This is a genomic window from Paenibacillus sp. plas6 (assembly GCF_057221655.1).
Genome location: NZ_CM170151.1, coordinates 1,143,620 through 1,159,129 on the forward strand (window position 1 = coordinate 1,143,620; position 15,510 = coordinate 1,159,129).

At 31.8% G+C, this 15,510-nt stretch carries 15 protein-coding genes; all 15 read right to left on the reverse strand.

The annotated features are described in order from the left end of the window. Positions 1-30 precede the first annotated feature (30 nt). The 15 genes from AC2TDL_RS05155 to AC2TDL_RS05225 all read right to left on the reverse strand — a co-directional run bounded on the left by AC2TDL_RS05155 (position 31) and on the right by AC2TDL_RS05225 (position 15,506). A complete protein-coding gene (locus AC2TDL_RS05155) occupies positions 31-918 on the reverse strand; it encodes a DUF6612 family protein (protein WP_484699127.1) in 888 nt (295 codons plus the stop codon). Positions 919-1,142: 224 nt separating this feature from the next. Then, positions 1,143-1,625 carry a hypothetical protein gene (locus AC2TDL_RS05160; protein WP_484699128.1) on the reverse strand — a complete coding sequence of 161 codons (483 nt, stop codon included), beginning with the start codon at positions 1,623-1,625 and terminating at the stop codon, positions 1,143-1,145. Between the two features lie 114 nt (positions 1,626-1,739). Further along, a complete protein-coding gene (locus AC2TDL_RS05165) occupies positions 1,740-2,813 on the reverse strand; it encodes a CobW family GTP-binding protein (protein WP_484699129.1) in 1,074 nt (357 codons plus the stop codon). Positions 2,814-3,488: 675 nt separating this feature from the next. Continuing rightward, the gene (locus tag AC2TDL_RS05170) at positions 3,489-4,967 is read right to left on the reverse strand and encodes a methyl-accepting chemotaxis protein (RefSeq protein WP_484699130.1); all 1,479 of its coding nucleotides are present in this window, start codon (positions 4,965-4,967) and stop codon (positions 3,489-3,491) included. Between the two features lie 223 nt (positions 4,968-5,190). After that, positions 5,191-5,979, reverse strand: coding sequence for a hypothetical protein (locus AC2TDL_RS05175; RefSeq protein WP_484699131.1), 789 nt, complete (start codon positions 5,977-5,979; stop codon positions 5,191-5,193). Continuing rightward, positions 5,976-6,431 (reverse strand): VanZ family protein, encoded by a 456-nt coding sequence (locus tag AC2TDL_RS05180; protein WP_484699132.1) that lies wholly within the window; start codon positions 6,429-6,431, stop codon positions 5,976-5,978. The genes AC2TDL_RS05175 and AC2TDL_RS05180 overlap by 4 nt, the downstream gene beginning before the upstream one ends. Continuing rightward, on the reverse strand, positions 6,431-7,306 hold the full coding sequence (galU, locus tag AC2TDL_RS05185) for a UTP--glucose-1-phosphate uridylyltransferase GalU (protein ID WP_484699133.1): 876 nt from the start codon (positions 7,304-7,306) through the stop codon (positions 6,431-6,433). The genes AC2TDL_RS05180 and galU overlap by 1 nt, the downstream gene beginning before the upstream one ends. Next, positions 7,303-8,598 carry a flippase gene (locus AC2TDL_RS05190; protein WP_484699134.1) on the reverse strand — a complete coding sequence of 432 codons (1,296 nt, stop codon included), beginning with the start codon at positions 8,596-8,598 and terminating at the stop codon, positions 7,303-7,305. Before AC2TDL_RS05190 ends, galU begins: the two co-directional genes overlap by 4 nt. A gap of 44 nt (positions 8,599-8,642) precedes the next feature. Next, positions 8,643-9,770 (reverse strand): glycosyltransferase family protein, encoded by a 1,128-nt coding sequence (locus AC2TDL_RS05195; RefSeq protein ID WP_484699135.1) that lies wholly within the window; start codon positions 9,768-9,770, stop codon positions 8,643-8,645. A gap of 32 nt (positions 9,771-9,802) precedes the next feature. Further along, positions 9,803-10,894 carry an EpsG family protein gene (locus tag AC2TDL_RS05200; protein ID WP_484699136.1) on the reverse strand — a complete coding sequence of 364 codons (1,092 nt, stop codon included), beginning with the start codon at positions 10,892-10,894 and terminating at the stop codon, positions 9,803-9,805. Between the two features lie 46 nt (positions 10,895-10,940). Next, positions 10,941-12,047 (reverse strand): glycosyltransferase family 1 protein, encoded by a 1,107-nt coding sequence (locus AC2TDL_RS05205; RefSeq protein ID WP_484699137.1) that lies wholly within the window; start codon positions 12,045-12,047, stop codon positions 10,941-10,943. Next, the gene (locus tag AC2TDL_RS05210) at positions 12,040-13,149 is read right to left on the reverse strand and encodes a polysaccharide pyruvyl transferase family protein (protein ID WP_484699138.1); all 1,110 of its coding nucleotides are present in this window, start codon (positions 13,147-13,149) and stop codon (positions 12,040-12,042) included. The genes AC2TDL_RS05205 and AC2TDL_RS05210 overlap by 8 nt, the downstream gene beginning before the upstream one ends. 10 nt (positions 13,150-13,159) lie before the next feature. Beyond that, positions 13,160-14,014 (reverse strand): glycosyltransferase, encoded by an 855-nt coding sequence (locus AC2TDL_RS05215; protein ID WP_484699139.1) that lies wholly within the window; start codon positions 14,012-14,014, stop codon positions 13,160-13,162. Positions 14,015-14,022: 8 nt separating this feature from the next. After that, positions 14,023-14,904, reverse strand: coding sequence for an NAD-dependent epimerase/dehydratase family protein (locus tag AC2TDL_RS05220; RefSeq protein WP_484699140.1), 882 nt, complete (start codon positions 14,902-14,904; stop codon positions 14,023-14,025). Beyond that, entirely contained in the window at positions 14,901-15,506 is a 606-nt protein-coding gene (locus AC2TDL_RS05225; RefSeq protein WP_484699141.1) for a sugar transferase, read from the reverse strand. Before AC2TDL_RS05225 ends, AC2TDL_RS05220 begins: the two co-directional genes overlap by 4 nt. Between the last annotated feature and the right edge of the window lie 4 nt (positions 15,507-15,510).

Consider the following 15,510-nt stretch of genomic DNA (forward strand, 5'->3'; position numbering starts at 1 on the left):
TTTAACATTCACCATTCAATAGCAAAAAGCTTATTGTTGTGGGATTGTAACCTCTTGTGCATTTAATGCTTCTTCAGGCAGAACAATTTCCTTAATTCCATTATGGTTGCTATATTTTGTTGTAATTTCAGATGTAATTTTAACTGGTTCTCCTTCTTCAGTGCTATCCATGATCATATCCATCGTCACATCGATAGCTAGAAGCTTCTTCGTATCTTTCTCTACTTGAATTAAATATTCAAGTGTATTGATGTCCATACTAAGTCCTTCTACTGGCAGCTCTTGACCTTCTAATGCACTTTGGATTAGCTCAGAAAATGCTTCTCCCTCTGCCTTTAAGGTTAAATTATAGATTCCATCCTTCTCTTCTACAGTAAATTGATCAGCGTAATCTAATAATTGTTCAAGCTGAGCAGTTGGATCTAAAGCTTCTTGATCAACACCTTGAAGTGCTGTATTCATCATATCACTAGGCAGTTTCATCCATCCGCTTGTCTCTGGATTAAGCAAAAAGAAACCGTCTTTCGTGTAATACGACTCGATTTCTTGTGATTGTCCTGCCATCTCTACCTTTGTAATTTGCTTAAATGCTAACTCAGGCTTCATAATAATATCCATTGTACTTTCAGTTTTAGTATTCATTTCTTGGCCAGCAATATCCATTTGTTGATCAGCAATCATCTCTGCAGAAAAGCTATCTAAGTTTGAAGCTTCACTAAGCACTGCAACAAATAAATCTTTATCATTGCTAGGTGTTTCTGTGTTTTCAGTAGTATTAACAGGAGCCTCCGCAGTAGTCGTTGGTTCACCAGATGCACCTGTCGATGTTGTTGTTTCAGACTCTCCACATGCAGCTAGCGATACCATTGCAGCTGCTAAAAACAAAACTTTCAACGAATTCAAAAAACCTTTACTCAAATGATTTCCTCCTTATCCAATTAGCATCAATCTTATACAAATAATGGATGCTTTTTTTTAACCAAGGAAGATTATACCATGCAAAAAAGATACGTCAAGTCTTATAAATTTTTGTAAATTTTTATCGAAATTAAAAAAATTGTAACAATAAAAGAGGCTTTATCTAGTTATTCACTAAATAAAGCCCCTTGAAAACCATACAATTATGATTTATTTCCTATTACTCAATGTTGATGGTAGGATCGTTGTTCTAGTTCTTTCAACTCATCATGGAGTTGCTCTAACGTTTTTCCCTCAACTTTTAATCCTTTTGCTTTTGCAAATTCACGAATTTTTTCTAATTTTTTTGCACGATATTGCTGCTTGAATTCTTCCCATTTTTCAGGCTGAGCTTTCTTAGCCGCTTCAATTTCTAAGCGTAGCTGATCTAGCGATTTGCCTTCTGTTGGAATATTAAAAAATTCAGCTAAACGCTGCAGCTTTTTTAAGCGCATTTGCTTAATTTCCTCACTGCTTAATTTTTTATGACTATGTGAATGGGAGTGGTTTTGTTGCTTATTGTCATCTGCTTGCTCAGCCTGCTGTTGCTGCTTGGAGCCTTTCGTATCTAAATCAGACATTTGCCCACTTGCAGTCGGCAGCATCATGCTGTATGCAAGCAGCATTGTCCCAATAATCCATAATGCATTTTTCTTATGTTTACCCATGTTGTAACCTCCATTGCACTAAGCTGTTCATCTAACTTGGATTACCTTACCAGGATAAGCTATAGTATTCCCAAGCAATGACATCTTAATCATCAAAGGTTAAATGGAGAAAATCTATGAATTATTGCCTTCTAAACGTGCAAGTTCTGCCCGCAACCATTCTCGGTCAAAATGTTCTCCAATAAATACAGCAACATCATGTACTTCCCCTTGCGGCTCAATCCGTAAAAAATCTGATTCACGATAAGCAAATTGGAATAAGTAGCGACTTGGCAGGTCACGGAAAGTGACAATGCCCTTTGCACGATAAATATTTGCTGGAAGATTAGCGAGCCATGCCTCAAACTGCTCACTATGTGGTCGTGCCTTCCAATAGTGCGTATATGCCATCACATGAGCATGATGCTCACTTGAATGGGTGCTATGCGTATGCTCTTGATGGTCATGTTCATGGTCATTATCATGATTATGATCATGGTCAGGTTTATGCTCGCTATGCTCTTGAATAAGATCGTAACCATCTTTTTGCCTGCTTTGCTTACCGATACGTTCCTGACTGTCCTTAGCCTTATCATCATTATGCTTCGATTGAACAAGCCAGCTCCAGTCTTCAAGCCTAGCATAAGAAGTTGTAATAAGCTTAGCATAAGCGTTTAATTCTCTTACGAGCTGCTGAATTTCTACGATTTGCTCAGGTTCAAGACGATCGCATTTATTCAAAATAATCATAGTGGCACAGCGTATCTGCTCCTGCATTAAACGATATGTTTTATCCTTGCCCTTTTTAGAGCGTGCTAGCATATGCTCGCTATCGACTACAGTAATGATTTGCTCAAGCTTAGCATGCTTGTACATTGAGGTTTCGGTAATTGCATCTATACTTTCTAAAGGATGTGCCGCGCCAGTCGATTCAACAATAACAAGATCAGGCTTGTACATCTGCAGCAGGTTATGTAATTCCAAGGACAAATCTCCCCTCATACTGCAGCAAATACAGCCTCCCAATACTTCAGCCATCGCAATTTCCTTACTTACAAACTGACCATCTAAATTTACTTCGCCGAGCTCATTCATCAAAATTGCTGGTGTTAATCCAGCAGCCTTTGCCTGCTCAATCATTTCGGTCAGCAATGTTGTCTTACCACTGCCTAAAAAACCAGACAATAAATAAATTGGTACCTCATTCATCGTTAACCCTTCTTTACTATAGAACTTGCCTTATTATAGCCTAATTTTTTAAAAAGAAGAAAGCCCTTGGTTTCCCAAGGACCTCCTTCCTGCGTCCGCTCGCTCAAGTTGAAGTTTACGTTACTGGATTAACACACACAAACAAGAAGTACTAACAAAATGAATAATACTAGAATCCAGCCTGCGTTTAATCCGTGATGAAAACCTTTCCCTGCATACGCTGGGCTTACTCCAGAAACATTTGCCGCATAATTCATACTGGTCAACTCCTTTAAATTAAGGTACACCACATCATATGTTACGAAAATGGATAGGTATGGGCCGCTGCCTAACTGTTTGGCCAAATCCCGCATTTTCCACACTTGCCTATATTTATACAATACTGGTCATTCGTCCATGCTGAACTGTTCAGTCAAGCATATAGTATGGTGTAGTCACTTACTTGAGGAGGTGCATGTTACTATGAAAGGTTACGCTGGTGGATACTATAACTCTGCATTTATTTTGGTGTTATTCATTCTGTTAGTACTTCTCATCGCTTGCTTCGGCTACTAATCTAATCAGCAATCATACGATGTAACATGACATGAAAGATACGCAGCTAAAAGGGAATGCGATATGGGGATCGCATTCCCTTTATTATATAACTGCAATCTTATACGTAGATGCACATTTTTAATTAGAAAATTGCTCCTTTATTTTAGAAGCAAGTGCAGCGACATATTCAATCTCTTGGTCAATGTTAGTCGTTACAATCTGCTGTTGCTCAGTAGCTGTAAGCAACTGTTCGATTGAAACTACCCCTTGTTCGGTTATAGATGCCATATTGATCATTTCATCATACATATGACGTGACTTTTCTCGCAACGTGCGACCTGATGCATATAAATGTTCAATAATTTGAGTCATTTCTATTTTTGCTTGCTGCATCTCCGTATATTGCTCTACAGCTGCGCGGGAAAGAAGAACCGTTTGTTGAGTTCCTTTGTCCCCTTCATCTAATCTTTTAGCCATTAATTCAGCTTCTTGTACTATGCTGCTAAGTAATTGATGAATTTCTTCCGCTGCTTGGTGAGACTGATCTGCTAATCTTTTAACTTCTGATGCCACTACTGCAAAGCCTTTCCCATGCTCGCCTGCTCTAGACGCTTCAATCGAAGCGTTTAACGCCAGCATTTTAGTTTGCTGCGATATATGCGTAATGAGCTTCATTGCATCGTCAATTTGTGAAGTTGTATAGTGGAATGCCTGCGCTCCTTTTGCCGTTTGCTGAATGGCCAGAGACACCTGTTCAATTTGATCAGTTAATTGATTTAAAGCATCATAACTTTGTGACACTTTATTCGATACTAATTGAGTGTGTTCATATAGTTGGTCCATTGACTCAGAGTTATCTTTAATTAAATCCTGCACCACATTTAACTCCTGATGTACAACACGAATTGCTTCGTTCTGCCGTTCTAAACCGTTAGTCACTTCATGAAAGGATTGCAACATTTCATTAGAAGTTTTAACATGTTGACTGGATTGCTCACTCATCTTCTGTGATCCCGTATCTAACTGTAAGGAAAGCTGCTCCACTGTAGCCATTAATGCCTTTAACTTTTCATCCTTTTCCTGTTTCTCCGCTTCAATTGCTGCTACTACTCGCTGTTTTGAGTAAATCTGGCTTGTTGTCGCTAATGAAGTTAACACAAGAAAGAATGCATGGACAACTAACATTCCAAACGAATACGAATCTACCCCAAATACGAGCTGCGGGATAAAGAAAAATCCTAAAATATGCTGCAAAGCAAAGATAATTGTGCTTACTACAATTAATTGGATTTGCTCATAATAAGCAATGACCGCCATAATCATAAAAATAGAAAAATGCAGCTCTAGCATCCCACCACCGCCAGCAATGATAGAAATACTAGTGAAAGTAAGCGACAACGTGTTCATCAACGGAATCCATGGGTGCTCTGAATGACGACGATATAAGACTATCCCCGTAATAAGGAAGATTAAAGGCAAAATAAAAAGCGCATTAAGCGCAGTCCCATACACAGCTTCTTCAAGTACGATATACGAATGTGCGCCCATCCCTAGATGGGTCCAATGTTGTAAAACACCAAAGGCTCGGTTTAATAAATGAAATACTAAGCTTAACATGATGCCAACTGATGCATAGATCAGCATCAGAAAATTTTTCTGTCTTAACATACTCGACTCCCTATTCATTTCAATCTATGTGTAAATGATAATACCTCAACTATTATATGAAAGATTATGATCAATTTCTGAACAAGCGATACTAATCAATATTTTAAAATAGTATAAGACGTACCCTCACGACAGCAACTACAACTGACATGAGAATACGTCTTATTGATCATTACTCTTTTTTAGATTCTGCGTATGTTTTACCTTGACTCAATCCATGCTTAGCAGCAATAGCGATCAGTTCATTATATTGATCTTCTGTTAGCTTATTAAGTAAAAGCTCTTTTGCTTCACGTTTTTCCTCTACAGTTAACCCACCACTGGCTAGACTTTGTAGAGTGGAGATGTCTGAGGCAGAAAGAGTTTGAGATAAAATTGCGATAACTTTGGCTTTATCAGTTAGAGTAATATTCTCTTGTACTTCCTTAGCCTTTTCTTTGTCTACTTCTGGAGTGTAACCACTAGAACCAGAACCCTCAGATCCAGACTGTTCAGATCCTTCATTCCCAGCTTGACTAGAACCTTCGTTATTACTATTGGATTGCGTTCCATTAGAATTGCTTGCATTATTATTATTATTATTATTATTATTGCTATTAGTATTGCTATTAATATTGCTATTAATATTGCTATTAATATTGCTATTAATATTGCTATTAGTATTGCTAGATTGGTTGCTCGAATTATTATTACTTACAGAAGTTTCTTCACTGGATACATCTGAGCCATTATCAGCGTCTTCTGCTCCGTTAGAATTCGTGCTTTCCTCATTATCAGATGGTGTCGGTGTATCATTTGAAGCATCATCATCCGCCTCTTCTTCGAATAAATCATCAACACTCATCCCAACCATAGAATCAAGCACTTTATCTACTGCATAATTTGCAGCAAATAAGCCTCCTACAACAAGTACAATTACAATACTAACAATCCAAATACTTATTTTTTGCCACTTTTTCACTTTCTCCATCTCCGTCCAACTAAAAATACTACGATTACTCCAATAATCGCTCCAGCACTATCAATCGCTACATCCTTTATACTTGCCCCTCTGCCTTCAACAAATAATTGGTGGGATTCATCGACAACTGCATAGCTCATACAGATGAATAGTGTAATAAAAGCTGAGTTTCGCCAACTAAGTCGGTTTATCTTACAAATTGATGTTACAATCATACCAAATAAGAAAAAGAGCGAAAAATGAGCTATTTTACGCAGAATACGATCCCACTTAGCTAGTGTTAAGTCTATATCGAAGAATCTTTCAACATACGGCAAAGAGTAAGTAGCTACTGACATACTTAAATTAGCAGATTGACTCGCAGTTTGATTCGACAATAAATAAATCATAACTGCTAGTACAATTAGAAGCACTACTAGAATTAGACGTAAGATAGTTCGATTTTGTTTCATTATTCTTGATTACCCTTAACAATAGCATTCAAATAAGCCATAAACGGCTCTCTTAATTCATCTCGACGCAGCGCATACTCGACAGTCGCTTCAAGAAACCCCAGCTTATCCCCAACATCATAACGACGCCCACTAAATTCATAAGCATATACCGCTTCTGTACGAGAAAGTTGATTAAGCGCATCAGTTAATTGAATCTCACCATTCGCACCAGGCTCTGTATTTTCAAGAATACTAAAAATAGCTGGAGTAATAATGTAGCGACCAAGAATAGCAATATTCGAAGGCGCTTCTTCTGTTTTCGGTTTTTCTACAAGACGATTAACACGAGAAACAGAAGCATCAATTTTATGTCCATCTACAATGCCATATTTATGAATATCTCTTTCCTCTACTCTCTGTACTCCAAGCACAGAACTATTGTAGTATTGATATACATCAATTAATTGCTTTAAGCAGGGTGTTTCACTATATACAATATCGTCTCCTAACAACACTGCGCATGGTTCATTACCGATAAAGCTCTTTGCACAGTAAATTGCATGTCCAAGACCTTTAGGTTCTTTCTGACGAATATAGTGAATATTCACCATGTTTGAAATTTTACGCACTTCTTCTAGAAGATCGTGCTTTCCTTTTGCTTCAAGTTCTAGCTCTAGCTCTACTGATTTATCAAAATGATCCTCGATCGATTTCTTATTGCGACCAGTAATAATCAAGATTTCCTCTATTCCTGATTCAACTGCTTCTTCAATTATATATTGAAGAGTCGGTTTATCTACAATAGGCAACATTTCCTTTGGTTGCGCTTTTGTTGCTGGTAAAAATCGTGTGCCTAATCCTGCTGCTGGGATGATTGCTTTGCGAACAGTCATAACCTATACTCCTTACTATTTTTTATATTGTATCCTTCTATCTTTGAAATTTTTACAATATAGAAGATAAGTACCAAAGTGAGAGTAATTTCAGAAATTAATGATGCAGTTGCAATTCCATAAAGATTCCACTTATAACCTAAAAATAAAGTAAAAACGATCAATGATAAAAAAGCAAGCTTAAAGGATTTACTATATTCTTTTTCATAACCACTTGCCACTACAATTTGAATACCTAAAAAATTATTTAGAATTCCAAAAATCATGCCTATAATCATAGGAATTAACAATAACCAATAATCAGAATAATCAGAGCCAAATAATAATTTAATTAGATCTTCTGAGCAATATATTACTAGTAAGCCTATAAGAATTGAAAAAGATACTACATAAACACTTATTTTTAGCACTTTATTTCTTGCCATTAAAAATGATTGATTATATAACTTTGCTATATAAGGATACAAAGCTTGGCTAATAGGTGTGATCATCATAATGATTAAAATTGGAATTTTTTGAATTGCTGTATAAACTCCAACTAAAAACTCAGTACTAGTAAATCCTAGCATAGTAATACCAATACCACTGAAAATTTTAGTCAATGCTGATGTAGAAAAAATGTACCATCCAGATTTTAATTCATTAATGATTTCTTTTAGCGGTGGTAATTTAAAGTGAATATTAAATTTCTTATTTATCAGTATAGAACTAAACACTCCACTAATAACAAAAACAATAGCATATAAAAAACTATACATATATACATCATCAGAATTTTTAACCATAATAAAGATTAACAACATCGACAGTAATCTACTAATAACATTAATGATTGTAATGTATTTCATATCTTGTAATCCATGGAATAACCACGTTTGTTGTAATGAAACTCCTAACACAATCAAATATAAAATATACATATTTTTAATTTGATCATGAGATATGTTAAATACAATTATTATAATCGTTAATAATATAAAACATAATATTAACAACAGCATTTTACAAAAAAATATTCTATTGTATATTTTTTCAATCTCTTGCTGAGACTTTGCAACTGCAGCTTTCCTTGTTCCAGTCAAATTAAACCCATATTCAACCACCACTTGAAAATAACCAATTAAATTAAGTGAAAATGAAAATAATCCAAATTGTGAAGCTCCTAGTACCCTTGTTACATATGGAATTGTTAACATTGGAATTAATGCATTAATCAATTGAAGTAAATAAAACCAAGATCCATTTTTTATTACTTTAGAAGATAATAGCAATTTGATTTTTTTTAGACTCACTAGTCTTCTTCCTTCTTTTATATCTTAATTAATTCATAATTTTATTACTCTAATGAATTAATTATTTTTCTTATTTCTTCTTTAATACTAACGCTATCATAAAAACTCTTTGAATTTTTACTCATTTGAGGATAATTATTTTCTATATATTTAATTGCCTTGATAATTTCTTCCTCATTAAATTCATCAAAACATCTTCCACATTCATATTTATCATATATATTTCTCAATCCAGGTATATCATTTCCAATCATAGGAATTCCAAACATAGCATATTCATATAACTTGTTAGGTGCACAGTATATTGAATTTAGTTGAGAATATTCATTTATTGTAGGTACATAAGCTAGAACACCAATATATGCATGACTTGTTACTTCTAGATGAAAGGGTGATGGTATATATGGTATACAATACAGATTTTTGCTATTATACAATTCTTTGTTAATCATTTTATTGGACATTATTACAAAAGCATATTCATCACCGAGTTTATTTACTGCATTTATAAAAGCATCTAGAGGCCTTTCTGGACTTATAATCCCTTGATATAAAATTATTTTTTTATTTGTAAGCTCTTCAATAATTTTTTTTGCCTCTATATTTGATATATTATTATTTTTAACAATCTTCTTTGATATATAAGGTTTATTCGGAAGAACAAATGGAAGTTTTTTTAATTTCCACCAAACTTTCGCAATATGTGCTCTATTATATTCTGCTTGAATTACAGCAAGAGCTTTTTGAGCATATTTCTCTGTATTCATTGATAACATTGGAATTTTTCTATAGTATAATGTTCTTTTGCTTAACTCAAACATATGAAGTATGAATCGTCTATTTAATAGTTCCTTTCCTAAATGCTTTAATGCTAGATCAGAAAAAACCCAAATCATGGAATCTTTTGAATAATATCGATCAATTTCTTTCCAAATTCTTTTTCTAATTTTCAACATTCTAAAATACTTTAATATTGGCGATATTGAGTTTTCATAACTAACATTCAGATTTACTACATTTATATTAAGTTGTTGACACATATTTAGTGTATTTTGATCTATATCGGTGACACATAACAATATGTCAATTCCTAAATCGTTTAAACATTGTATTACTGTTAATGCTGGTGGATACTTTATAATCGGACCGATGTGTACCAATATTAATTTCATAATACACCCCCATAAAATAATTAATTATAATATTAGCTCCAAAAAAACTCATAAGGATAAATTTGATTCCATTCAGGTCGCAATATTTGTATTGTTAGTGCATACAGTATAAATAAAATAACAGTAACGTATATAATGAAGCGTTTAAGTTCAATAGATTTTAATGTTGAAATTGCATTAGGTAAAAACACAATAGCAAAAACAATAAAATAATCTCCTACTCTATCTAATAAATTAAAATTAAAAGATATTACTGTGATAACAATACCTATTAACATTAGAAAAGACATTAATTGACCTTCATTAGATTGTTTAATGTTTTTATCCCCATAATCAAATTTGTTATGATAATTTGTAAAATATCCTAAAATAATTATTGATAATCCTACTAGCATATTCATGATACTTGCTAATCTAACTTTACCGTTCATATATTCAGAACCAATATAGTATTGATATGTTGGAAATAAATATAGAACAGCATCTAATATATAAGGGAATAGAAAATAACAACCTAATCCCAAGGCTGTGATTATTGTAACTGATTTCACATTATATTTTAATTTAGTGACAAACCACGCTACTAAAAAGACAATTGCTGTTCTATGAAAAAGAGAAGCAATGATTACTGTAATAACAAATTTTAACAACTTTCTTTCTTTAAGAAATTCATAAGAAAATAAGATTATAACAATTGCCAGATTTAGTCGAATTGTGTTTAAAGTCATTCCAAAATAACCTAAAGTAAAAAACAATAAAACACTTAGCCAATGAATTTTAGAATATTTTTTTATAAATCGAGCAAATCCTATTAAAATGATAATACTCGTTACAATAAGTATTACTTGACTATTCGTGGTAAAATAACCAACTATCTTATTTAAATACAAATATCCTAGTTCATATCTCCATGAATATTTGGATAAATCATTATCATTTATAATCTCATTAAATAAACTTAAATAAATTTCTGTGTCATTACCTACACTAGATGATCTAAAAGCAGCTAATATCATAAAAATGCTAAAGGTCATAAACAAATAAATCTTTTGATTAGTTGTATTTTTACGAAACAAAACTGCTAAACCTAAAATGTAAATTATTAAAAAATAAAAAAGCCACATTTTGATCTTCCTTTAACATTTTCAATAATAAATTATCCTAAAATCTTTATAATTTTAAATACATGTCTTGAAGTTCATTAGCAGCATTTTTAACATCGTATCCTGCTTCGACGATAATATTGCAAGTTGAAGTTCTTTGCATATTCTCATAACTTAGAATTTTTTCTACCCAAACACTCTTATCCTCATTTAAATTAATAAAATCCACATTATTTGTTAATTTTATTTCTTTTGTAATAACATCCGACATAATACATGGTAAACCAGCAGCCTGAGCTTCAACACCAACTAATGGAAGTCCTTCAAACAATGAGGGTAGTAAAAACAGATCAAAAGCTTGTAATAAATGAGGAATATCTTTCCTCATCCCAAGAAATTTAACATTTTCTTCAAGATCAAGTTTCTTAACTTTATCTCTTAATTTACTTTCTAATTCCCCGGAACCAATCAATAAAAGTAAACAATTATTATTTTTTTTCTTAAGTTCTTCAATAATATCCAAGATAAAGACATGATTTTTTTGGTAATTAAACCTTCCTATATGTCCTATTACAAACCTATTCTCTATACCTAATTCTTTTCTCATTTTACTTCTAATTTGTTCGTTATAATCAAACTCTTTTGAATTAATAGCATTTTTAGCTATATATACTTTATTTTTATTCAACAATTCTTCGCCAAATAAGAATTTAGCTGCTAAATGCGAACAAGCAACATATTGATTAGCAAGTTTATTTACAGGTAATTGCAATAAGTAATTTCTAATAGCATTTATTTTTCTATCTGAATACTGAGTATTATGACTATGAATAATTCGATGTTCTATTCCATAATATCTAGAGATCAAAAAATTAAATAGTGCAATGTTAGGTGTATGCACATGAACTGCTTTATAGTTATTATGTGTTTTATAAAAATCCTTGAGTTTTGATAGATAATTGAATGTATTTTTATACTTTAGCTCAGGCATTATATAAACATTTCCGCCTAATTCTTTCACATTCTTATCAAATACTCCTGTTTCAGATGCAGATGCATTGATTAAGTAATCAAATTGCATTTTAGTTCTATCGATGTTTCGATGCATGTTAATAAGAAATGTCCCTACCCCTCCTACAGGTCTTTTACCAATAACATGGAGTATTCTAATCATTTATTACTAACACCTCATCTATTATATTTGTAATCTGACTGAACAAATGTTGATACTTAGTCATGCTATAAGGTTTTACTTCAACGTTATTTATTTCCTTTATTGCCTTTATTAATTCTTGTTCATTACATTTACACATTTTTATATAATTTAAATGCTTTAACCAATTAAATTGTCCTGTAACTTTATGATTATATGTTTCCAATACAATACATGGTGTTGAAGTTATTGCAGCAAATATCATTCCATGCAATCTATCAGTTATTACTAATTTAGATTCAGAAAATACTTTCCATATTTTATCAAGTTCATTTTTTCTTTCGTCAATGGAAATGGGATAATCTGTTACTGTATCAGTAATATTAACCTTACTAAAGTAGTCACTGGATATTCTCTTAATCAATTGTTTTTGGGTAATATCATATACCCCTTCTTTATCTGCTCTCAAACAAATAGTGATTCCATCACGACTACAATCTTGATTTATATTATCTAAGGTTAAAGCTACATCAGGAATAAAATATAATCGTTCAGTAAGATAACTACTAGCCATGTCGAAAGAAACTTTATCCCTTACAAATAGGTGAAAGTTAGAATGAGCATTAAATATTTTCATAGTTTTAATGAATTCTTTATTTCCTTTTTTATTCTCAGGAAAATATATAGTTTGAGGAAACTGGATTATACTATTATTCGGTAACTTATTAATAAGTATTCTCCTATATAATTCTTCTCTAAAATATTCTAAGCCAATATTCCCTCCTCCCTTAAATGTGACTACGTCATTTTTTGCAATTCTCTTCACAATAAATTTCAAGTACTTCAATGTATCACTAACTAAGATTTCAATAATTTGTGCATCAGGATATCTTTCTTTTAATAACTTGATATGAGCATAAGTCATTGCATGATCACCAAGATTAGAGTAATCTGTACTTAGCATCACAAATATCTTAGTTTTTTCACCAAAATTAACGATTTTTCTAGGAAAGAAAAAATAAAAAATATACTGCATTTTCACTAAAATTTCGATAAGGACTATTTTTAATCCCAATGGTAAGACTGATTTAAACCACCTAATAATTCTAATATTATTCCACATAGAACCTCCATCAATTTAAGCTCTCTGACTTAATATTTTTACTGTCTTTTCTTAAAAACCAACTTGATAACAATTTTAATAGCCAAATTGGTGAAAAATACATTACTAATTGTCCAACAATTACTACTAGCAAATCTAGTATACTTGAATAACCATCTTTCCAAAACTGGTATATAACTTTAATATAACTCTTACAGTTTCCCCAGTCTTTTCTTCTTTCAAAATTGTTATCATTAATTCTGTATAATAATAATGAACTGTTAATATTCATAGAAAGAAAACCACTTTTAAGCATTCTACCAAACAATTCAATATCTTCTTTTCTTTTTATATCGTGATAGCCACCAATTTCTAATACTTTTGATCTTCTATACATGACTGTAGGATGATTAAATGGACTTCTACGTTTTGAAAATTTTACAATGTTTTCATGTTCTAAAGGAACTATTCTCATGTCCTTAATATTATTTTGAGTACCAACAAATTCTGTAATCATTGTACCGACAATAACTAAATTAGGATTTTTTTCAAACTCTTTCACTTGTAATTCACAACGCTTAGGTAGTGAAATGTCATCAGAATCCATTCTAGCTACTAATTCATTTCTTGCAATTTTCAACCCTTCATTTAATGCCAAACCTAGTCCTATATTGTTTGATAATTCCACTATTGTAAATAATCCGGGGTAACTATTGTTGTAATATTGAATAATAGAATCTAATTCACTTGTAAGTCTACCGTCTTTTACAATTACGAATTCATCAGGTTTTAATGTTTGATTTAACATGCTTTCAATACTTTCTTTCAAGTATAAAGGATTTTCTTTTATATAAACTGACATCAATACACTATATTTCATTCCCATTATTTTACCTACTTTTCAGATTTTATTATTGAATCTTTTAACGTAAAAACACAATAATTTTCTTTATAAGAACTAACACTTTGATCATAATATAAATCGCCAAATAATTTGTTTAAGATGTTTATTCTTTTTATTAATATTTTAATTATTGGGTTAAATATAGTTATTGTTCTGATTTTCCTATTATTGATCTCACCTATTAATTTAACTAATTCACTAGTTTGCATATATTCGGCATTTTGCGGTAAAAAAATGCCTGATTCTTCATTTATAATCATTAATTTTATGAATTCACACAGATTATCAATATAAATCATACTTCTTGTATTTGAATAGTTAGGAAAGAAATTTATATACTTAGCTAATTTTGATAATCTTCTATAGTTTCCTTTTGAATTTTTGCCATAAACCATAGGTGGTCTTATTATAACAACATTAAACTTATCAGATTGTAGTTTTTTTATCCCTTCCTCAGCTTCTAGTTTACTAACTCCGTAAAAATTATCTGGTTTGGGAACAGTTTTAACATTTATTGACTCACCATTATAAAATTTACTTCCATAGACAATAATACTACTTAAAAAAATGAATTGCTTTACTCCTTCAATCTTCGCTTTTGTTGCAATCTCTATTGTTAAATCTCTATTTACTTTATAGTATAATTGCTCATTACGTGGATTAGTTGATACATGAGCAATACCAGCAACATGGACTATAACATCATATTTAGAGAAATTTGATTGTTTCCAATCTTCGTTTTTCAAGCTTATTGTATCAACCACAAAAACATCCACAGTTTTTTCTAACCATAATTTCAAATTACTACCAATATAGCTATTAACACCTGTTATAAGCACTTTTTTCAATCGATATTCATCTCCTTGAATCATTTACCTCCTTTTGTTGAAGTAATCTTCCCTTCAACAATACCTTTCCGTTTTATAACATTTATTAGAGTCAAAAAAATACATTTTATATCCATATGTAAACTTTTTGAATAAACATATTCACCATCGTACTTTGCCTTTATTTCAATAGGTAATTCATCTCTTCCATTAACTTGCGCCCAACCTGATAATCCAGGAAGCACATTGTTCGCTCCATATTTATCCCGTTCTTCAATTAAATCAAACTGATTCCATAAAGCAGGTCTTGGCCCGATAAAACTCATTTCACCTTTTAATATATTAATTAATTGAGGCAATTCATCTAGACTGGTTTTTCTTAATATTTTTCCTATTTTTGTTATATACTTATCCGGATTATCTAATAGATGGGTCGGAGAATCTTTAGGAGCATCTATATACATTGTTCTAAATTTTAATATATTGAAATAATCTTTATTTTTACCTACTCTCTTTTGTTTAAAAAGAATTGGTCCTTTTGATTCAATTTTTATTAATAGTGAAATAAGTAAAAGTATAGGAGATAAAACTATCAGTAAAAATAACGCCCCAAGTATATCACAGATTTTTTTTATTTGATCGTACATCAGA

Excerpts from the sequence above, each read along its gene's own strand:
- AC2TDL_RS05210 (WP_484699138.1), bottom strand. The coding sequence starts at position 13,149 with ATGTGGAATAATATTAGAATTATTAGGTGGTTTAAATCAGTCTTACCA.
- AC2TDL_RS05215 (WP_484699139.1), bottom strand. The coding sequence starts at position 14,014 with ATGGGAATGAAATATAGTGTATTGATGTCAGTTTATATAAAAGAAAAT.
- AC2TDL_RS05165 (WP_484699129.1), bottom strand. The coding sequence starts at position 2,813 with ATGAATGAGGTACCAATTTATTTATTGTCTGGTTTTTTAGGCAGTGGT.
- AC2TDL_RS05200 (WP_484699136.1), bottom strand. The coding sequence starts at position 10,894 with ATGTGGCTTTTTTATTTTTTAATAATTTACATTTTAGGTTTAGCAGTT.
- AC2TDL_RS05225 (WP_484699141.1), bottom strand. The coding sequence starts at position 15,506 with ATGTACGATCAAATAAAAAAAATCTGTGATATACTTGGGGCGTTATTT.
- AC2TDL_RS05170 (WP_484699130.1), bottom strand. The coding sequence starts at position 4,967 with ATGTTAAGCTTAGTATTTCATTTATTAAACCGAGCCTTTGGTGTTTTA.
- galU (WP_484699133.1), bottom strand. The coding sequence starts at position 7,306 with ATGACTGTTCGCAAAGCAATCATCCCAGCAGCAGGATTAGGCACACGA.
- AC2TDL_RS05180 (WP_484699132.1), bottom strand. The coding sequence starts at position 6,431 with ATGAAACAAAATCGAACTATCTTACGTCTAATTCTAGTAGTGCTTCTA.
- AC2TDL_RS05220 (WP_484699140.1), bottom strand. The coding sequence starts at position 14,904 with ATGATTCAAGGAGATGAATATCGATTGAAAAAAGTGCTTATAACAGGT.
- AC2TDL_RS05160 (WP_484699128.1), bottom strand. The coding sequence starts at position 1,625 with ATGGGTAAACATAAGAAAAATGCATTATGGATTATTGGGACAATGCTG.
- AC2TDL_RS05205 (WP_484699137.1), bottom strand. The coding sequence starts at position 12,047 with ATGATTAGAATACTCCATGTTATTGGTAAAAGACCTGTAGGAGGGGTA.
- AC2TDL_RS05195 (WP_484699135.1), bottom strand. The coding sequence starts at position 9,770 with ATGAAATTAATATTGGTACACATCGGTCCGATTATAAAGTATCCACCA.